Origin of the sequence: Pseudophaeobacter sp. TrK17, assembly GCF_042192375.1 — a bacterium.
Taxonomy (GTDB): Bacteria; Pseudomonadota; Alphaproteobacteria; order Rhodobacterales; family Rhodobacteraceae; genus Pseudophaeobacter.
Window position 1 is genome coordinate 567,962 of the sequence record NZ_CP071700.1, and the last position, 17,981, is coordinate 585,942.

17 protein-coding genes are annotated in these 17,981 nt (G+C 59.2%); 8 read left to right on the top strand and 9 right to left on the bottom strand.

Features of this window, described 5'->3' with window-relative positions; genetic code table 11:
- Nucleotides 1-151: 151 nt before the first annotated feature.
- A complete protein-coding gene (locus JZI28_RS02735; RefSeq protein ID WP_375699165.1) occupies nucleotides 152-625 on the bottom strand; it encodes a GNAT family N-acetyltransferase in 474 nt (157 codons plus the stop codon).
- Nucleotides 626-640: 15 nt separating this feature from the next.
- Nucleotides 641-952 (bottom strand): ETC complex I subunit, encoded by a 312-nt coding sequence (locus JZI28_RS02740; RefSeq protein WP_295447351.1) that lies wholly within the window; start codon nucleotides 950-952, stop codon nucleotides 641-643.
- A 188-nt stretch (nucleotides 953-1,140) separates the two neighbouring features.
- Between JZI28_RS02740 and uvrB the strand changes: the two genes are divergently transcribed.
- Complete coding sequence (uvrB, locus tag JZI28_RS02745) at nucleotides 1,141-3,366, top strand: excinuclease ABC subunit UvrB (protein WP_375699166.1); 2,226 nt, start codon at nucleotides 1,141-1,143, stop codon at nucleotides 3,364-3,366.
- The gene (locus tag JZI28_RS02750; RefSeq protein WP_375699167.1) at nucleotides 3,363-3,896 is read left to right on the top strand and encodes a YdcF family protein; all 534 of its coding nucleotides are present in this window, start codon (nucleotides 3,363-3,365) and stop codon (nucleotides 3,894-3,896) included. Before uvrB ends, JZI28_RS02750 begins: the two co-directional genes overlap by 4 nt.
- Here JZI28_RS02750 and JZI28_RS02755 read toward each other — a convergent pair.
- Both JZI28_RS02755 and JZI28_RS02760 read right to left on the bottom strand, forming a co-directional pair.
- Nucleotides 3,886-4,275, bottom strand: coding sequence for a hypothetical protein (locus JZI28_RS02755; RefSeq protein ID WP_348156325.1), 390 nt, complete (start codon nucleotides 4,273-4,275; stop codon nucleotides 3,886-3,888). The two genes, JZI28_RS02750 and JZI28_RS02755, sit on opposite strands and share 11 nt — an antisense overlap.
- Before the next feature lie 180 nt (nucleotides 4,276-4,455).
- Nucleotides 4,456-5,160 (bottom strand): SDR family oxidoreductase, encoded by a 705-nt coding sequence (locus JZI28_RS02760; RefSeq protein WP_375699168.1) that lies wholly within the window; start codon nucleotides 5,158-5,160, stop codon nucleotides 4,456-4,458.
- A 97-nt stretch (nucleotides 5,161-5,257) separates the two neighbouring features.
- On the opposite strand from JZI28_RS02760, the gene JZI28_RS02765 reads away from it, so the two are divergent.
- Nucleotides 5,258-6,151, top strand: coding sequence for a LysR substrate-binding domain-containing protein (locus tag JZI28_RS02765; protein WP_375699169.1), 894 nt, complete (start codon nucleotides 5,258-5,260; stop codon nucleotides 6,149-6,151).
- 41 nt (nucleotides 6,152-6,192) lie between these two features.
- Here JZI28_RS02765 and JZI28_RS02770 read toward each other — a convergent pair whose 3' ends face one another.
- From JZI28_RS02770 to JZI28_RS02780, 3 genes are all read right to left on the bottom strand, one after another.
- The gene (locus tag JZI28_RS02770; RefSeq protein WP_375699170.1) at nucleotides 6,193-6,882 is read right to left on the bottom strand and encodes a DsbA family protein; all 690 of its coding nucleotides are present in this window, start codon (nucleotides 6,880-6,882) and stop codon (nucleotides 6,193-6,195) included.
- A 246-nt stretch (nucleotides 6,883-7,128) separates the two neighbouring features.
- Nucleotides 7,129-8,973: a methyl-accepting chemotaxis protein gene (locus JZI28_RS02775; protein WP_375699171.1), complete on the bottom strand. Its 1,845-nt coding sequence runs from the start codon at nucleotides 8,971-8,973 to the stop codon at nucleotides 7,129-7,131.
- Between the two features lie 49 nt (nucleotides 8,974-9,022).
- Nucleotides 9,023-9,592: a hypothetical protein gene (locus JZI28_RS02780; RefSeq protein WP_348156310.1), complete on the bottom strand. Its 570-nt coding sequence runs from the start codon at nucleotides 9,590-9,592 to the stop codon at nucleotides 9,023-9,025.
- 568 nt (nucleotides 9,593-10,160) lie between these two features.
- Between JZI28_RS02780 and JZI28_RS02785 the strand changes: the two genes are divergently transcribed.
- From JZI28_RS02785 to fdhF, 4 genes are all read left to right on the top strand, one after another.
- Complete coding sequence (locus JZI28_RS02785) at nucleotides 10,161-11,060, top strand: LysR family transcriptional regulator (protein WP_348156306.1); 900 nt, start codon at nucleotides 10,161-10,163, stop codon at nucleotides 11,058-11,060.
- Between the two features lie 98 nt (nucleotides 11,061-11,158).
- Entirely contained in the window at nucleotides 11,159-12,847 is a 1,689-nt protein-coding gene (locus tag JZI28_RS02790) for an NAD(P)H-dependent oxidoreductase subunit E (protein WP_375699172.1), read from the top strand.
- Nucleotide 12,848: 1 nt separating this feature from the next.
- Nucleotides 12,849-12,986 carry a hypothetical protein gene (locus tag JZI28_RS02795; protein WP_295447372.1) on the top strand — a complete coding sequence of 46 codons (138 nt, stop codon included), beginning with the start codon at nucleotides 12,849-12,851 and terminating at the stop codon, nucleotides 12,984-12,986.
- A 3-nt stretch (nucleotides 12,987-12,989) separates the two neighbouring features.
- Entirely contained in the window at nucleotides 12,990-15,764 is a 2,775-nt protein-coding gene (fdhF, locus tag JZI28_RS02800) for a formate dehydrogenase subunit alpha (protein ID WP_375699173.1), read from the top strand.
- Nucleotides 15,765-16,094: 330 nt separating this feature from the next.
- Here the strand turns inward: fdhF and JZI28_RS02805 are convergent, their stop codons facing one another.
- The gene (locus JZI28_RS02805) at nucleotides 16,095-16,376 is read right to left on the bottom strand and encodes a DUF1330 domain-containing protein (protein WP_375699174.1); all 282 of its coding nucleotides are present in this window, start codon (nucleotides 16,374-16,376) and stop codon (nucleotides 16,095-16,097) included.
- Nucleotides 16,377-16,436: 60 nt separating this feature from the next.
- On the opposite strand from JZI28_RS02805, the gene JZI28_RS02810 reads away from it, so the two are divergent.
- A complete protein-coding gene (locus tag JZI28_RS02810; protein WP_375699175.1) occupies nucleotides 16,437-17,348 on the top strand; it encodes a LysR family transcriptional regulator in 912 nt (303 codons plus the stop codon).
- On the opposite strand, the gene JZI28_RS02815 is transcribed toward JZI28_RS02810, so the two are convergent.
- Nucleotides 17,335-17,976, bottom strand: a complete 642-nt coding sequence (locus JZI28_RS02815; protein ID WP_375699176.1) for a TetR/AcrR family transcriptional regulator — start codon at nucleotides 17,974-17,976, stop codon at nucleotides 17,335-17,337. The two genes, JZI28_RS02810 and JZI28_RS02815, sit on opposite strands and share 14 nt — an antisense overlap.
- Nucleotides 17,977-17,981 lie beyond the last annotated feature (5 nt).

Genomic DNA, 17,981 nt, shown 5'->3' on the forward strand with positions numbered 1-17,981 from the left:
AAAGAGGAAGAAAATCTGCCGTGGTGACGTGCTCAGGCCACTGTGATCTCCAAAAGAGACGCCAGAAGCGCTCAACCAGCGGCGCCCAGCGGTATTTGAAAAGATTTTGCGGCCCAATGTTTACTGACCTGTGTTTACTTGCCAGTGGCTGTTAGCCTTTGACAGGAAGGGGCAGCCGCATAAAGGCGCTCATCGGGTCTTCGCCGTAGCCTTCAATCGGTGGGCAATAGGCGTAGCCCAGACGTTCATATAGGGCTCGGGCTGCGTCATACTCCGGGCACAGCGACGATCCTGTCTCCAGTACCAGCGCCGAAAAACCTGCCTTTGCGGCTTGGCTTGCCAGATGATCCATCAGCCGTTTCGCCACCCCACGACCCCGTGCGGATTTACAGACAAACACGGATTTCACCTCTGCGGTACCATCACGCAGTGCTTTGAAGGCGCCACAGCCCAGGGCTGTTTCTCCCTCAAAGGCTGCAAAGAACCGTACGGCCGGGTGGCTCAGGTCTTCGACACCAAAGGTATGGTCGCTGTCCGCAGCGGTTGCAGCAGCGCCATGGCTTTGATTGCCCTCAATAAGAGGGCGCAGCGCTGGAAGCGTTGGATCTGAGGTTCGGATCTCCATCCGGTTGGAGGCCGGTCAGTGGGTCCAGGGAACGCGCCGGTCGGTGGCGAAGTTTTCACCATAGCCACCGTCACGGATATTGGCCTTGCGCGCCTTTGGCTCGATCACTTCGGCATCAATTCCGTGGTCCTGCGCATATTCCAGCGCGGCCTCTTTGCTGTCAAAGCGCAGGCGGACCTGGCTTTGTGTATCAGAGGAAGAGGTCCAGCCCATCAAAGGATCGACTTCGCGTGCACTTGCCTGGGCGTAGTCCAATACCCATTTGCGGGTCTTGGCCATTCCGGATGTCATGGCGTTTCGGGCTGGCCGGTAAATCCGCGCTCGCATATGGGCTCTCCTCGTGACTCGTCTTGGCGCATTTATGCGCCCAATCGGCCTTTGCTACAAGGTGACAAATCCGGCGTATTCAACAGGTTTTGCACTGCGGCAACAGGCCCGCGCCCGAAATTACAACAAATGCCCCTTGAACAAGAACAAAAACAGACCAAAATCAGCGCGACTCACAGGAGAGCCGGATGCCCTACGCCCATTCAGACAAATCCGCAGCCAAGACGCCAGAACAGCAGTCTGTGCATATGGTTGAGCGTGACGCCGTGCAGCGCCCCAAGCTGGAAGGCGGTAAGGCCTTTGTCATGCATACCGAGTTTTCGCCGGCTGGCGATCAGCCAACTGCAATTGCGGAACTCAGCGCCGGGGTAAAGGAGGGCGAGCGTAATCAGGTGCTGTTGGGCGCCACCGGCACCGGCAAGACATTCACCATGGCCAAGATTATCGAAGAGACCCAGCGTCCGGCGATTATTCTGGCGCCAAACAAGACCCTGGCGGCGCAGCTTTATGGCGAATTCAAAGGCTTCTTTCCCGACAATGCGGTGGAATACTTTGTCTCCTTTTATGACTATTACCAGCCCGAGGCCTATGTGGCGCGCTCGGATACCTTCATCGAGAAAGAAAGCCAGATCAACGAACAGATCGACCGGATGCGCCACTCGGCGACGCGGGCCTTGCTGGAACGCGACGATGTGATCATCATCGCCTCGGTCAGCTGTATCTACGGGATCGGCTCGGTTGAGACCTATTCGGCGATGACCCAGGATCTGAAGGTCGGCGCGGAATACGACCAGCGTCAGGTGATGGCTGACCTGGTGGCGCAGCAGTACAAACGCAACGATCAGGCCTTTCAGCGCGGCTCTTTCCGGGTGCGTGGCGACACGCTGGAAATCTTCCCCGCTCACCTGGAAGATCGCGCCTGGAAGCTGTCCTTCTTTGGCGAGGAGCTGGAGGCAATCACCGAGTTTGACCCGCTGACGGGTGAGCGGACCGGGGCATTTGAACAGATCCGCGTCTATGCGAACTCTCACTATGTGACGCCAAAACCAACGCTAAATCAGGCGGTTATTTCCATCAAGAAAGAGCTGAAGCAGCGGCTGGACCAATTCAACGGTGAGGGCAAACTGCTGGAGGCGCAGCGGTTGGAACAGCGCTGCAACTTTGATATCGAAATGCTGGAGGCCGCTGGCCATTGCAATGGTATCGAAAACTACTCGCGCTATCTGACCGGTCGTGGCCCTGGTGAGCCGCCGCCAACCCTGTTTGAATTCATCCCTGACAATGCCATTGTCTTTGCCGATGAAAGCCATGTCTCGGTGCCGCAGATTGGCGGCATGTACAAAGGTGACTTCCGGCGCAAATCTACCCTGGCAGAGCATGGCTTCCGGCTGCCCTCCTGCATGGACAACCGGCCGCTCAAGTTCGAGGAATGGGACGCGATGCGGCCGCAATCGGTGTTTGTTTCCGCAACCCCTGCGGCCTGGGAGATGGATCAGGCAGGCGGGGTTTTCACCGAACAGGTGATCCGTCCAACGGGGCTGCTGGAGCCAGAGATTGAGATCCGCCCGGTCAAGATGCAGGTGGATGATCTGCTGGATGAGGTCCGCAAGGTGACTGAAAATGGCATGCGCACGCTGGTCACCACCCTGACCAAACGCATGGCCGAAGATCTGACCGAATACCTGCATGAACAGGGCATCAAGGTGCGCTATATGCATTCGGATATCGACACCCTGGAGCGGATCGAAATCCTGCGCGATTTGCGCCTTGGCGCCTTTGACGTGCTGATTGGTATCAACCTTCTGCGCGAGGGGCTGGATATCCCCGAATGCGGCTTGGTTGCGATTTTGGATGCCGACAAGGAAGGCTTCCTGCGCTCGGAGACCTCCCTGGTGCAGACCATTGGCCGGGCCGCACGTAACGCGGAAGGTCGCGTTATCATGTATGCCGATAAAATCACCGGCTCGATGGAGCGGGCCCTGGGGGAGACCAACCGGCGCCGTGAAAAGCAGATTGCCTACAATCTGGAGCACGGCATCACCCCGGCCACGGTGAAAAAGAACGTCGAGGATGTTCTGGCGGGTCTGTACCAGGGGGATGTGGACATGAACCGCGTCACCGCCAATATCGACAAGCCGATGCATGGCGCCAATCTTGAGGCCCACCTGAACGGGCTGCGCGATGAGATGCGCAAGGCTGCCGAAAACCTCGAATTTGAGGAAGCCGCGCGCCTGCGCGACGAGGTCAAGCGCCTGGAAGCGGTGGATCTGGCGGTGTCGGACGATCCGATGGCGCGCCAGTATGCGGTGGAGAAGGCTTCTGAGGCGGCAGTGAAATCACGCGGTCGCTCCAGCGCGGGTAAGGCCGGAACGCGGGCCTATCGGGGCAAATCGCAAAAGAAGTATGGCGGGTGAGCGTTGCGGTTGTTCTGGGCGCAGCTGTTCAGAGCGACGGCCAGCCCTCGCCAACATTGCGGCGCCGCAGCCTGCATGCAGTGCAGCTGTTTCGCCAGGGCAGGGTCACCCATGTGATCTGCTGTGGCGGGTTGGGGCGGTTCCCGCCGCGCGAGGCAGAAGTCATGCGGCAGATTTGTCGCGACGAAGGCCTGCCTGAGGCTGCCATTCTGCTGGAAGATCAGTCTCATTCCACCTTGGAAAACCTGCGCAATATCCGCCCCATACTGGCCGATTTGGGCTGGCCGGAGATCGTGATTGTGACCGATCTCTATCACAAATGGCGGGCGCTGCTGACGGCGCGCCATTTTGGCTATGCGGCGCAGGCTGATTGCCCTGCAATGACCGGCACTGCAGGGCGCAGAGTGGTGAAGTTCTGGCTGCGCGAAATTCCAGCCCTTATCTACTATCTGTGGCGCCTGCGCGGTTCAGACGGGGGGCAGCCTTCAGACAGGGGGCAACCTTCAGAAAGAGGCCAGTCTAGCGGGTGACCGTGACGCGCACGTAGTCGCGCTTGCCGCCGTCATAGACCTTGACCCTGACCATGACACCGCCCCGGACGATGTCCCGCCCGGCGGAGGCAGAGATGGACCCGTGCTGGATCATGCGTTCCATCACCGCGCGATTGTTCTTGTTCTCAAAAACCGGATCCCATTCATCGCCAGGCTGCGAAATGCCAAAGCGGTGATAATTGGCCCGGTCCTGCCGCAGGATTTGCCAGGGTTCGCTGAGCCGTGCACCTTTGGAGTTGTGCAGATCATCGCGTCCGATAAAGGCGACATAGTCGGCCAGCAGCTCATCGGCCAGTGCTAACGGGGCAGACAGGGCCAGTACCGCAACGGCGCCAAGTAGCGTTTTTGCAAAGGTCATTCCACAATCCTCCAGTAAAATATAGCGCTTATGTTTGAGCAAACCGCAGCTGAGAACAAGTGCAACTTGCCCAGCAAGGGTGCGACACGCTGGCCTTTTGGCGCAGGAGGCCGGGCTGGCAGTCAGGGAGGGGAGTTGGCGCATGCTGCCAGATTTGTCGGGGCATGCGCCTCATCTCGATCAGACCGAGCGCGTCAATCCTCCGTCCACGCGCAGGTTCTGGGCGGTCATATAGCCGGCCTGATCCGAGGCCAGCCAGGAAATCAACGACGAGATTTCCTCGGTGCGGCCATAACGCCCCAATGGAATGCGGGCTCTGCGCTCTTCGGTCTCGGGCAGGCTGTCGATAAAGCCTGGCAGGATATTGTTCATACGCAGGTTTTCGGGGCCGTATTTATCGGCAAACAGCTTGGTAAAGCCCGCCAGACCGGCGCGAAAGATTGCCGAAGTCGGGAATAGCGGATCGGGTTCAAAGGCGGCAAAGGTCGAGATGTTGAGGATGGTGCCGCCCCCTTGGGCCTGCATGATTGGGGTGACCAGCCGGGTTGGGCGGATCACATTCATCAGATAGACCTCCATGCCCATGTGCCAGTCTTCATCCGAAATTTCCAGCACAGGCCCCTTGGGACCGTGCCCGGCAGAGTTTACCAAAACATCGACGCGGCCCCAGCGCTGCATAGCGCCCTCAACCAGGTTTTGCAGGGCCTGCGGGTCGCGGTTAGATCCGGTAACCCCAAAGCCGTCCAGCTCCGCGCCCAGGGCCTGGCCTTTGCCCGAAGAGGACAGAATGGCCACCTTGAAGCCATCCGCCGCAAGGCGACGGGCCGCATCCGCGCCCATACCGCTGCCGCCAGCGGTAATCAGTGCTACTTTTCCTACAGACATTGTGATCTCCATCTTCATCTGGTCACAACATAGGTGTGAGGCACCAAGGCCACGATTCAGAATTGATCCCTTCTCCCAGTAGAAATACTACTGGCATATGGATGTACTCCCCCCTTTGAACGCGCTGCGGGCCTTTGAGGTTGCGGGGCGATATCTGAACTTTCGTCTCGCGGCCCAGGAGATGGGGCTGACACAGGGCGCCGTGGCGCAACAGGTGCGTCTGTTGGAGGCCCATCTCGGCATGGCGCTGTTTGAGCGCCACGCCAAGGGGCTTGCCTTTTCCACGGCGGGGCGTGGCTACCACGCGGCGGTGGCCGCCAGTTTCGACGGGCTGCGGGCGGCAACGCAGGTGTTGCGACCCGAGCCGGGAAAAGTACTGATCAGCGTTACGCCGGCCTTTGCTGCAAAATGGTTGATCCCCAACTTGCCCGCGTTTTCCGAGGTCTGCCCGGAGATCGATCTGCGGATCATGGCCACGGAAAAACTGTCCAGTTTTCATAGCGAGGGGATCAATCTGGCGATCCGACAGGGGGCGCCGCCCTTTGGGGCCGCGCTGGAGGCCATCTGTCTGTTCCGTCAGGATGTGATCGCTGTTGCCTCGCCGCATCTGGCCGGAGCGCAGGCAGCACAGCTCGCGCCGCCTGCGCTGGCGGAGCTGCCAAAACTGCATGATGGCCACGATCTTTGGCCGCAGTTTTTGGCCCAACTGGGGGTCGAAGATCAGGCAGGGCGTGGGCTGCGGCTAAATCAGGTGGCGCTGGCCATTGACGCGGCCATTTCTGGCCAGGGCCTTGCCTTGGTGCCCCGGTTCCTGGTGGCCCGCGATCTGGCAGCAGGCACATTGGTTCAGGTCACCCCCGAAGTGCTGCAGGGTGACAAGGCGTTTTATCTGCTGGCGGAGCCGCGCAAAAAGCGCAGCAAGGCGGTGGAGCAGGTCCGGCGCTGGCTGGTCGAAATGTCCGACCAGCCTGATGAGCGCCGCGGCCCGTGATTTTGCCGTGATACGCCGCTCGGACCTGATACGGCGGAACCTCAGCTCTGACGGATTTCGGCCAGTTGTCCCAGGATATTGGTAAAGTTCTCAACCCCTTGAGCGCCGCTGACCAGGTGTTTTTGATCAAAGATAACTGCGGGCACGCCTTGGATACCCTGGCTGCGCCAGAAATTCTGCACCTCCCGCACGGCGCCTGCAAAACGCTGATCCTGCAGCACCTCCAGGGCCGTGTCCCGGTCCAGCCCGATCTCTGCCGCGATATCAGCAAGAACAGAGGTATCCGACAGATCCCGGTGATGGGTGAAATGGGCCGAGAACAGTGCCTGTTTCAACGCGTGTTTGCGGTTTTGCGTTTCTGCCCAGTGCAGCAACTGATGGGCGTCAAAGGTGTTGTGCATCCGCATCTCGGGCTCGAACTGAAAGTCAAAGCCCAGATCTTCGCCCAGTTTGGTCATCTGGGCGCGGTTCTGCTCCGATTGCTCGGGGGTGGCGCCATATTTTTCGACGATATGCTCCCGTAGGTTCTGACCTTCGGCGGGCATCTCCGGGTTCAGCTCAAAGGGATGCCAGTGCAGCTCGTAGTCTGTGTCGGTGGCCTCTAGTGCCGTGGCAAGCTGGCGGTAGCCAATGATGCACCAGGGGCACATCACGTCGGACACCACGTCGATACGCAACGGGGTGGGGCTTTGGGCTGTTGAAGGTGCCGATGGCCGGTCTTGCGTGTTCATGTGGGGATCCTTTTGTGCGGCTGCCGAAGGCTCGGCTTTTGGCGCCAGTGGAGTGAGACAATACCCATGGCGGTGCGGTGGCGCGCGGGCATTGTTTGGTGCGGCCAAGATAGGTCGCGGGGGCGCGAAGTTCCATAGGAGGCGCGCGAAATCACTGGAAGTTGAAAATGGCTGCCGAGATCGTTCAACAAAAAACCGCGCGGGCCGGGGCCTGCGCGGTCTTGTAGATTTGCACTTTGGCCTGGGTCAGAAATCGTCCCAGCCGACAGCCGCTGGCAGAGCGGATGAGGAGGAGTCCTCGGCGAAGAAATCATCTTCGGATTCGTGGAACTCGCTATGTGCTGCCGGAGCAGGCGCCGGAGAGGCAGACTGGACGGGTGCCATAGTCCGGTCGTTGCCGGTCTTGAAGACCGAAACCTGATTGGCCAGCTCGCTTGCATCGTTGCGCAGGATCTGGCTGGCAGCAGTGCTTTCTTCGACCATAGCAGCATTGTGCTGGGTCACGTGATCCAGTTGCGAAACGCCGGTGTTGATTTCCAGCAGTGTCGTGGACTGTTCGCTGGCGCCTTGGGCAATCTCTGCCACATGGTTGGAGATTGTCCCAACGCGGCTGATGATGCTTTCCAGCTCGCTGCCGGCCTTGCCGACCAGATCCACACCTTTGGAAACATGCTGCGAGCTTTCGGAGATCAGTTGTTTGATTTCCTGTGCCGCATCGGAAGAGCGCTGCGCCAGGGCGCGCACTTCGGAGGCAACCACGGCAAACCCACGACCGGCTTCGCCTGCACGGGCGGCCTCAACCCCGGCGTTGAGCGCCAGAAGGTTGGTCTGGAAGGAGATATCGTCAATCACCGAGATGATCTGCGAGATCTGGTTCGAAGAGGTCTCGATCTCGGACATGGCATTGACCGCATCGGTGACAACCTGGCCACTTTGCTTGGCGCCACTCTGGGCCTCCTCAACAATGACTTCCACCTGTTTTGCACCCTCTGCTGCGGATTTCACGCTCACGGTGAGCTGTTCCATCGCCGCAGCGGTTTCTTCCAGGGTGGCTGCCTGGCTTTCGGTCCGTTGCGACAGATCGGCAGAGGATTGGCTGATTTCTTCTGCATTGGCGCGGATCCGAGTAGTGCTTTCCACAACCGCATTCATGATCCCAACCAGGGTAGACAGCGTGGTGTTATAGTTGGTGCGCAGGCTCTCATATTCGCCCTTGAACGGCGTATTGATGGCCTGTGTCAGATCACCTTCTGACATGCTTTGCAGGGCACGGTTCAACCGGTCGACGACATGTTTTTGCTGTTCCTGAGCTTGCTGGCGTTCTTCTTCAACCGCCTGGGCCGCAGTGAGCTGGGTTTTCAAATTGTCGATGGTGCGGGCAATAGCGCCCATTTCGTCGCGGCGGTCCAGCAGTGGGACGGGCTGGGTATAGTCGCCATCGGCGATCACATCGATGGTCTCGCCAACGGTTTTCAGGGGGCGTGACAGAATTCTGCGCAGGGCAAATACCGACAGCAGACACATGATGACAAAAGCAGTCCCCGCAAAGATATGTGTCATTGTCTGGCCTGGGGCGGCCTCGGCAAAGGCGCGTTCGGGCGACCAGATCATGGCTACCGATCCAACCAGTACGTCAGCATTGGCACCGGCCATCGCAGGTGCAGCGATGAAATAGCCGTCGGCGCTGGTTTCCAATGCACCGGATTCCGCAGAAGCAATGCCCAAAAGGGTCAGGGCCTCGATATCTGCTTCACTGGCGTCCCCGGCAGTGGCGACGACTTTTCCTTTGCTGTTAATCGCCGCACCAAACAGGGCACGCCCGTCGGAGAGCTCAAGAATTTTCAGGATATCCGCCGAAAGCCGATCTGCATCACCAAAGCGGATGGAGCCACCACTGCGGGAGGCGACAGTAATGGTGACGCCATTGCCCAGGGTATGCACACCCTTTTCAACGGCGGCATCAAATGTGGCGTCGGTCCTTACCAGAAGCGCGCCAGATACAACCATTGTGGTCGCGACGATGAGCAAGCAGCACTTCATGAAGACTGACATGCCTTTGAATAGGGGAATCGAGGGTATGCGGGCTTTCATTTTTTAACCTTTATTAGATAAATGCGCAGAGCTGCTTGCTGGATTAACGTTACATCAAGGAGTCAGCGTCGACGCCTACGGTCATGGCGCCAATTGCGGCACCAGATTCCGTATCAACGATCGTCAGGGAAATTTGGGCTTGATATCGTTGGCTGGATTCATCCAGCTCAATCTCGCCAAAATGGACGGCATCCGAGCCAACGCTATAAGTCATCTGAAATTTGGCTTCGTCTCCTTGCCACATGTCTGATGTCGTGCCAGAGGCCGCGACATTCAGACCCTGTGCATCCATGATGAAAATCTCGGTGATCCGGCCACCTGAGGATTCAATCTGAGTGCGCAGGAAGTCTGCAGCATCGTTACTCAGGACGTCGCTGATCAAAGCCGATTGGTCTGTACCAACTTCAGCGCGCCACTGGAGATCCAGAGCGTCAACATCGGCTTGGCTCATGCCACTCGTTTCACTGTTTTGGTTGGCAATGGCTTCGACCAACACGGGAGTCTGAGCCCAGTTGCGGATATTGGTTTCAAGATAGCTCTCCATTGCCGCATTATAATCTGCAGCAAAGGCGGGCATGGCGATTAGGGAAAACAAAGATGCAATCGTTAGGGTACGCATTAGTCACTCCTTAGAGGTGTCCGTCCAATTTTGGGTGGTCCAAGAGTATGGTTTGTGACTTACCGAGGTCTTAACTGACCAAGTTCGGGCAGATCCGGAGCCAGCGAGGGGCAGGACCATCTGTTAGAAAGGGCCTGTCTTGAAACCGGCCTGTTTTAAGTCCCAATGTGGCAATGGCTTGATAGGTGATTGATTTTGCATCATTTAAATTTATTTTGGGGTGCAGGGAGTGAGTTTTTCGCATGAAACTTGGTGCGGTATTTGCACAAAATTAGGAACATTTCTTCGTACTTTGGGTCTTTAGGCGGCGGCGGCGCTGGCGGCTAAGCCCTGTGAAATGCAGCCTAGGGTGGGGGTTTCCTCATTTAAAACCCCTAGAGAGCGTAGAATCGGTTTGACCACTCTTGATCAAATGACCCAGGTGTGAACGGTCTTGCCAAATGGGGCTTGTAGTGCGGCCTCCCGCGCTTCGGCGCGGCCGGTGCAGGCTGTCCAAACTGGCGGGTTTTCAGTCCCGGGCAGATTGCCGCGATTGCCTCTGGTTGGGTCTCGGCCCTATGGTCACAGAATGATAGAACTCAGAGATTTACAATTGGTGACGGCTCTGGCCCGGCATAAGCATTTTGCCAAGGCGGCCAAAGACTGCGGCATGTCCCAGCCGGCCTTTTCCATGCGCATTCGCAACCTTGAGGAAAAGCTGGGCCTCTCGATTGTTCGGCGGGGCAACCGGTTTCAGGGTTTGACAGGTGAAGGCGAGATGATCGTGCGCCGGGCGCGCGGGATTTTGGATGACGCCAAAGCACTGGAGCAAGAGGTTTCAGCCTCGCGGGGGGAAGTGACCGGAACCCTGATGTTGGGGGTGGTGCCCACTGCGACCGCTTTTGCGGCTCAGGTGGTGAACCGCTTGCACGAGGTGCATCCACGGGTTTTGGTCCACATTGATGTCACCACCTCAATGGCGATTCAGCAGCGCATCCTGGATGGTACCATCGACGCCGGCGTGACCTATAGCGATAGCGTGCCGCCCGGATTGGTCGCAACCACCCATCTGTATGAAGAAAGCTATGTGTTGCTGGCCCCGGAACCCATGGTGGCGCATCTGGGTGAAAGCATCAGCTGGCAGGCTGCCGCCGCTCTGCCCCTCAGCCTGCTGGAGCCGGGGATGCAAAACCGGCGTATTCTCGACCGTATCTTTGCTGGCCTGGAGGTCAAACCTGACGTGATGTCTGAATCCAGCGGCTTTATGTCAGCGATAATTATGGCGCGCGAAGGCGCGGTGGCGACCATTCTGCCACGGGCCCTGGCGGATGCCTTGGGAGAGATCGCCGGCACCCGCGTGCTTGACCTGATGAGCGCTGGAGACATGGAATCGCAGGCACGCCCACTCTGTCTCGCCTGTCTGCAGCGCACTCCGGAACTGACCACCGTCGCCTCTTTGCGCCGGGTTGTTGCCGCCTTTATGCAATAAGCTTTCGTTATTGCGCATTCCGCACATACAATTTGACGATATGATTTCCTGATGACATTTGCCGAGAAAAGGCACGTGCGAAATTTTTGGAGGTCAGCGTGGCACCATTGGACAATAGCAAGGGCGTCTGGAAATCCGGCAAAGGCAAGGGGCGCAAAACGCCCAAGGGTCGCCAGCTGGAGGATCAGGCACATAGCGAGGTTCTGGCACTTCTGGGTGATCGGCCCCGCAATCGGGATTTGTTGATCGAGTTTTTGCACCTGATCCAGGATGCCTATGGCCATCTGAGCGCCGCCCATATCCGTGCCTTGGCGGAAGAGATGCGCACGGGCCAGGCAGAGATCTACGAGGTGGCCTCGTTCTATGCCCATTTTGATGTGGTCAAGGAAGGCGAGACACCGCCGCCCGCGCTGACCATTCGCGTTTGCGATTCCCTGTCCTGCGAAATGGCCGGCGCCCAGCAGCTGCAACAGGCCCTGGAAGAGGGCCTGGATGCGTCACAAGTCCGTGTGTTGCGGGCGCCCTGCATGGGCCGTTGTGACACCGCTCCGGTGCTGGAAATCGGCCATAACCACATTGACCACGCCACCGTCGAAAAAGTGCAGGCGGCCATTGCGGCAGAGGACACCCATGTGCATGTCCCTGCCTATGAAACCTTGGCAGATTATCAGGCCGACGGCGGTTACGCGGTGCTAAAAGATCTGCGTGCGGGCGGCGACTGGGAAGCGGTTCAGGCCAAGATCAAAGAGGCCGGGTTGCGGGGTCTGGGTGGCGCGGGGTTCCCATCGGGCACCAAATGGGGCTTTGTACGCGCCAATGAAGGCACGCGCTATCTGGCCGTCAACGGTGACGAGGGCGAGCCGGGCACCTTCAAGGACCGCTACTATCTGGAGCGCACCCCACATGTCTTCTTGGAAGGCATGCTGATGGCGGCCTGGGCGGTTGAGGCTGAAAAAGCCTTTATCTACATGCGCGATGAATACCCTGCTGTGCTGGCGATTCTGGCAACCGAGATCAAGGCGCTGGAACAGGCTGGCCTTGTCGAGCCCGGATATATTGATCTGCGCCGTGGCGCGGGAGCTTATATCTGTGGCGAAGAGAGCGCCATGATCGAGTCGATTGAGGGCAAACGCGGCGAGCCACGCCACCGCCCGCCCTTTGTGGCGCAGGTGGGGATCTTTGGCCGACCAACGCTCGTGCATAACGTCGAGACCCTGTACTGGGTCTGCAAGATCAACCGCGAAGGCCCCGAGTGCCTGAATTCGGTTGAAAAGAACGGCCGCAAGGGCCTGCGCAGCTATTCGGTCTCCGGTCGTGTCAAGAACCCCGGCGTACATCTGCTGCCTGCGGGTTCCACCATCACTGATATTATTGCGGCCTGTGGCGGCATGCTCGAGGGTCACACCTTCAAGGCCTATCAGCCGGGTGGCCCGTCTTCGGGTCTACTGCCTGCCTCGATGCATGATGTGCCCTTGGATTTTGACACTCTGCAGCCCCATGGCACATTCATTGGCTCTGCTGCTGTTGTGGTGCTGTCGGACCAGGATTCGGCCCGCGATGCGGCGCTGAACATGCTGCGTTTCTTTGAAGATGAAAGCTGCGGCCAGTGCACCCCCTGCCGGGTGGGCTGCGAAAAAGCCGTCAAACTGATGGGCGAAAAGAAATGGGACCAGGGTCTGCTGGAAGAGCTGAGCGCTGCCATGGTTGATACCTCGATCTGCGGCCTGGGCCAGGCTGCGCCCAATCCCATCCGTCTGACCATCAAACACTTCCCCGAGGAGGTCTGAGATGTACAGCGTAACTGAGATCTTCCGCCCGGCGGGTTTCGCCGGGCAGCGCCCGACCCGCCCCCATGGGCGGGCGCTTCACGCCCACCCCGGGACGGGCGCTGCCCTCCGCGTGACACACCAGATGGAAGAGGTCTGAGCCATGAGCGATAAAATCACATTCACCCTCGATGGCGAGCAGGTCACAGCCGAAGCAGGCCTGACCATCTGGGAAGTCGCCAATGGCCGGGGTTTGAAAATTCCGCATCTGTGCCACAAGCCACAGCCGGGCTATCGCCCCGATGGCAACTGCCGCGCCTGCATGGTCGAGATCGAGGGCGAGCGCACATTGGCCGCGTCCTGCATTCGCGAACCCAGCCCAGGCATGGTGGTCACCACCAATAACGCCCGCGCGGAAGGCGCCCGTAAAATGGTGATGGAGCTGCTTGTCGCGGACCAGCCCAAGCAGGAAGAGGCGCATGATAAGTCCTCGCACCTATGGGATATGGCGGCGCTGAACGGGGTTTCCGAGTCGCGTTTCCCTAAACTGGAAGAAGGCCGCATTCCCTTGCTTGACGAAAGCCATGTGGCGATGAGCGTCAACCTGGATGCCTGTATCTCCTGCGGGCTTTGTGTGCGCGCCTGTCGCGAAGTTCAGGTAAATGACGTCATCGGCATGGCCGGCCGGGGTCACGACGCCTATCCAACCTTTGACATTGCGGATCCCATGGGCGGCTCGTCCTGCGTGGCCTGCGGTGAATGTGTGCAGGCCTGCCCCACAGGGGCCTTGATGCCCGCCGCCGTGCTGGATGATCAGGGCGTTGGCGATCTGCAGGACTTTGATTCTGAGACCGAAAGCGTCTGCCCCTTCTGTGGGGTGGGCTGCAAGGTCAGCCTCAAGGTCAAGGATGGCAAGGTCAAACATGTGGAGGGCATCAACGGCCCCGCCAATGAAGGCCGCCTTTGTGTCAAAGGCCGCTTTGGCTTTGACTATATCCACCATCCGCACCGCCTGACCAAACCGCTGATCCGCCGCGATGATGCCCCTGCCAAGGGGCTGAACGTCGATCCCGGTGATCTGGCCACCCATTTCCGCGAAGCCAGCTGGGAAGAAGCCATGGAGCTGGCAGGCACCCGCCTGAAAGCTCTGCGGGATGAAGACCCCAAATCGGTTGCCGGGTTTGGCTCGGCCAAATGCACCAACGAAGAGGCCTATCTCTTCCAGAAGTTCATCCGCCAGGGGTTCAAGCACAACAACGTCGATCACTGTACCCGGCTCTGCCATGCCTCATCGGTGACGGCGCTGATCGAAAACGTCGGCTCAGGCGCGGTGACCGCGACCTTCAACGAGATCGAAAACGCTGATGTGGCGATCATCATCGGCTCCAACCCGATCGAAAACCATCCCGTCGCGGCGACCTATTTCAAACAGTTCACCAAACGCGGTGGCAAGCTGATCGTGATGGATCCGCGCGGCGTCGGCATGCGCCGCTACGCAGCTGAGATGCTGCAATTCCGCCCCGGTGCGGATGTGTCGATGTTGAACGCAATCATGCATGTCATCGTCGAAGAAGAGCTCTACGACGCCGATTACATCAAGCTGCGCACCGAAAACTGGGAGGCCGAGAAGGCCCATCTAAAAGACTTCACCCCGGAAAAAATGTCCGAAATCTGCGGCATCGAACCAGAGCAGCTGCGCCGTACCGCGCGTCTCTTTGCCAAGGCCGATGCGGGGATGATCTTCTGGGGCATGGGGGTTTCCCAGCATATCCACGGAACCGACAATTCACGCTGCCTGATCAGTCTGGCGCTGATGACCGGCAACGTCGGTAAACCGGGCGCTGGTCTGCACCCTCTGCGCGGACAAAACAACGTGCAGGGTGCCTCTGATGCCGGCCTCATTCCGATGTTCCTGCCGGATTATCAGTCGGTTATGGATGACGGCATCCGCAAAAGCTTTACCGATGTCTGGGGCGGGGGGGATTTCTCCAACGAGAAAGGCCTCACCGTGACCGAAATCGTGGACCAGGCCTATGCGGGCAACATCAAGGGTATGTATATCCAGGGTGAAAACCCGGCCATGTCCGACCCTGATGCCGATCACGCCCGCGAGGCCTTTGCCAAGCTGGACCTGATGATCGTGCAGGATATCTTTCTGACGGAAACGGCAAACTTTGCCGATATCATCCTGCCCGCCTCGGCGCTCTATGAAAAGAACGGCACCGTTTCCAACACCAACCGCCAGGTGCAGCGGGTTCGTCCCGCTGTGGCGCCTCCGGGTGAGGCACGCGAAGATTGGAAAGTCACCGTCGAGCTGGCGCAGCGCATTGGCCTGCCCTGGGACTACGCCGATGTCTCCGAAGTCTTTGCCGAGATGAAGCTCAACATGAAGTCGCTGGACAATATCACCTGGGAGCGCCTGGAAACCGAGACCATCACCTATCCGTCGCTGCATGCAACGGACCCTGGTCAGGCGATTGTCTTTGGCGATGGTTTCCCCCGGGTTGACGGGCGTGCGCGCTTCACGCCCGCCAGTGTGATTGCACCGGATGAGGCCCCGGATGCGGACTATCCGATGATCATGACCACCGGGCGGCAGCTGGAACATTGGCACACCGGGTCGATGACCCGGCGCTCGCTGGTGCTGGACGCGGTTGAGCCCGAGGCCAACTGTTCATTGCATCCCAAAACCCTGCGCGCTCTGGGGGTGGAGCCTGGGGATATGGTCCGTCTGTCCACCCGTCGCGGCTCGATTGAGATCATGGCCCGTGCAGACCGGGCCATCGCCGAGGATATGGTGTTTGTGCCTTTCGCCTATGTCGAAGCCGCCGCCAATATCCTGACCAACCCGGCGCTGGACCCCTACGGCAAAATCCCTGAGTTCAAATTTGCGGCGGTGAAAATCGAAAAAGCCGAGGGCCAGATCGCAGCACAATAGCGGGCGTTTTTCTGCAGCTTATACCATTGGGCGCGACATCTTGGATGTCGCGCCCTTTCTTTTAGCCGTACCCTCTGTGCCCACTGTCTGTGCCCACTGTGGAGACCTGCGGTCAAGGAGCCCGGCAGGGCCCGCGCGTTGCGCGGCTTGTCCTTGAGGGCAAAGCTCCAGATCTTAAATTTGATCAGGCGCATTGAGCGGCATATTTGCCCCTCAATCGCATCTCAGCACATTTTCTTTTCTTCGCCGGGCAACGCCCGGCGCTGGGCCCAACGGGAGGGGGCGGGGCTTGCCCCTGCGCCCGACGGGCGGGAGCGCGCGCTTTTGCGGTCAAGCCAACAGGGTGATGGTTGACTGACCGGCGGCGCGGCGCAGGGCATGGGTTTCCTGTAACTCAGGATCATTGATCCAGGCCTTGGCGGCGGCAACGTCGGGGAATTGCAAAATCACCCCAATGCCGGTTTTGTCGCGGCTGCCCTCGATAACAGTCTGGTTGGGGGTGGAAACCAGTGGTTTGGCCCCGTGCTTTTGCAAAGCCGCCCCAGCCTTCTCGCGGTAGGCTGCCATGATCTCGGGATCTTCCAGCACCAGGTTTACATATACATATGCCATGTTTTTTCCTTTTCTCAGTGATGGCAAACAGATGGGGGAAGGGCGGGCGCAAGAAAACACATGCATTTGAGTGTTATCCATGCAAAAACGCATGGTATGCAGATCAACTGGGATGACATGCGCACGATCCTGGCGCTGGTACGGGCCGGAACACTGGCCGGGGCCGCCGAGGCGCTGTCGGTGAGCTACACCACGGTGGCGCGCCGGGTGCAGCGCGCCGAAGAAATGCTGGGCCGCCCACTGTTTGAGCGCCGCCCCGAAGGCTACTTGGCCAGTCCCGAAGCCGAAGACCTGGCCAGAGCCGCCGCTCGGATGGAACAGCAGGAACAGGCAGCATTGCGTCAGTTGTCAGGGCGGGACCAGGGGCTGTCTGGCCCCCTGACGCTCACCGCGCCGCAATTGCTGATCCAGACCCATCTGGCGCCTTTTCTGGCAGAGTTCTGCCGACAGAACCCCAGGATCGCGCTGACGGTGCGCGCCACCAATGATGTGTTGGATCTGACCCGGCGCGAGGCGGACCTGGCGCTCCGTATCAGCAAATCCCCTGGGGATAGTCTGGTGGGGGTGCGTCTGGCGGACCAGAAAACCACCTGTTTTGCCCGGCCTGAAACCATCGCGCAGGCCAAATCGGACCCGCAAGCCCTGCTGGATTGGGTGATTTACAGTGAGCAGGAGGCCCCACCCAAGGCGGCGCTAGCGCTTTATCCGAACTATCGCATTCGGGCGCGGTTTGACGACATGACCGCGCTAATCGCAGCGGCCAAGGCCGGTATGGGGGTGGTACGCATGCCGGTGTATCTGGGGCGGAGCGATCCAGAGCTGCAGCCGCTACCGGGGCTGGAGCCGCAGGACTATGCCCCGATCTGGGTGCTCAGCCATCAGGATCTGCTGCAATCTGCCAAGGTGCGGAGCTTGAAGGCGGCTTTGAAGCGGTTCTTTCGGACCCGCCAGGCTGATTTTACTCAGCTGTAGGCGGCGTTTCTGTGCTCTGGTGGCGCGCCATAAAGCGATCAATATCCACCTGCGCCGGGCGCTGGCCGGTGAAGACCTCGATATAGTCAGGCATCCGCGCCATGCGTCGTTCTTCGGGCTGTTGGATTTGCATCGAGATATAGCCGATCTGGGTGTAGATCATGGTCCGCGCCCGCACCAGAGCGGTGTCTAAACTATAGCCAAACCGCTGCAGCATCGCCGTCATTGCCGCTTCACGGCGCGCATCCGCCTGATCCAGCCGCAGTTGCAGCGCCGCGTCATTGCGGGCCCAGTTGCGGATCGCCAGATCCAGAGCGGCATCAAACAGGTCTGCATCCAGCCAGCAGTCAAACAGGTTAAAAATCGCCTCCGAGACATTGGCCGCATAGGCCTCGGTGCGGGCCACCAGATTGCCGGTGTTCTTGTCTTCCCAGTGTTGAAACATCGCTTCCAGCAGTGCTTCGCGGTCTTTGAAGTGCCAGTAAAAGCTGGTGCGCGAGACCCCAAGCCGTTTGGCAAGCGCCATGATTTTCACCGCCTCCACGCCATTGTTGGTCAGCTCGTCATACGCGGCTGTCAGCCAGGCCTCTTCCGAGGTCGGCGGGCGGGAAGGGTTCTGAATATTCATGCCAA

Excerpts from the sequence above, each read along its gene's own strand:
- JZI28_RS02735 (WP_375699165.1), bottom strand. The coding sequence starts at position 625 with ATGGAGATCCGAACCTCAGATCCAACGCTTCCAGCGCTGCGCCCTCTT.
- JZI28_RS02740 (WP_295447351.1), bottom strand. The coding sequence starts at position 952 with ATGCGAGCGCGGATTTACCGGCCAGCCCGAAACGCCATGACATCCGGA.
- uvrB (WP_375699166.1), top strand. The coding sequence starts at position 1,141 with ATGCCCTACGCCCATTCAGACAAATCCGCAGCCAAGACGCCAGAACAG.
- JZI28_RS02755 (WP_348156325.1), bottom strand. The coding sequence starts at position 4,275 with ATGACCTTTGCAAAAACGCTACTTGGCGCCGTTGCGGTACTGGCCCTG.
- JZI28_RS02760 (WP_375699168.1), bottom strand. The coding sequence starts at position 5,160 with ATGTCTGTAGGAAAAGTAGCACTGATTACCGCTGGCGGCAGCGGTATG.
- JZI28_RS02765 (WP_375699169.1), top strand. The coding sequence starts at position 5,258 with ATGGATGTACTCCCCCCTTTGAACGCGCTGCGGGCCTTTGAGGTTGCG.
- JZI28_RS02770 (WP_375699170.1), bottom strand. The coding sequence starts at position 6,882 with ATGAACACGCAAGACCGGCCATCGGCACCTTCAACAGCCCAAAGCCCC.
- JZI28_RS02775 (WP_375699171.1), bottom strand. The coding sequence starts at position 8,973 with ATGAAAGCCCGCATACCCTCGATTCCCCTATTCAAAGGCATGTCAGTC.
- JZI28_RS02780 (WP_348156310.1), bottom strand. The coding sequence starts at position 9,592 with ATGCGTACCCTAACGATTGCATCTTTGTTTTCCCTAATCGCCATGCCC.
- JZI28_RS02785 (WP_348156306.1), top strand. The coding sequence starts at position 10,161 with ATGATAGAACTCAGAGATTTACAATTGGTGACGGCTCTGGCCCGGCAT.
- JZI28_RS02795 (WP_295447372.1), top strand. The coding sequence starts at position 12,849 with ATGTACAGCGTAACTGAGATCTTCCGCCCGGCGGGTTTCGCCGGGCAG.
- fdhF (WP_375699173.1), top strand. The coding sequence starts at position 12,990 with ATGAGCGATAAAATCACATTCACCCTCGATGGCGAGCAGGTCACAGCC.
- JZI28_RS02805 (WP_375699174.1), bottom strand. The coding sequence starts at position 16,376 with ATGGCATATGTATATGTAAACCTGGTGCTGGAAGATCCCGAGATCATG.
- JZI28_RS02810 (WP_375699175.1), top strand. The coding sequence starts at position 16,437 with ATGCATTTGAGTGTTATCCATGCAAAAACGCATGGTATGCAGATCAAC.
- JZI28_RS02815 (WP_375699176.1), bottom strand. The coding sequence starts at position 17,976 with ATGAATATTCAGAACCCTTCCCGCCCGCCGACCTCGGAAGAGGCCTGG.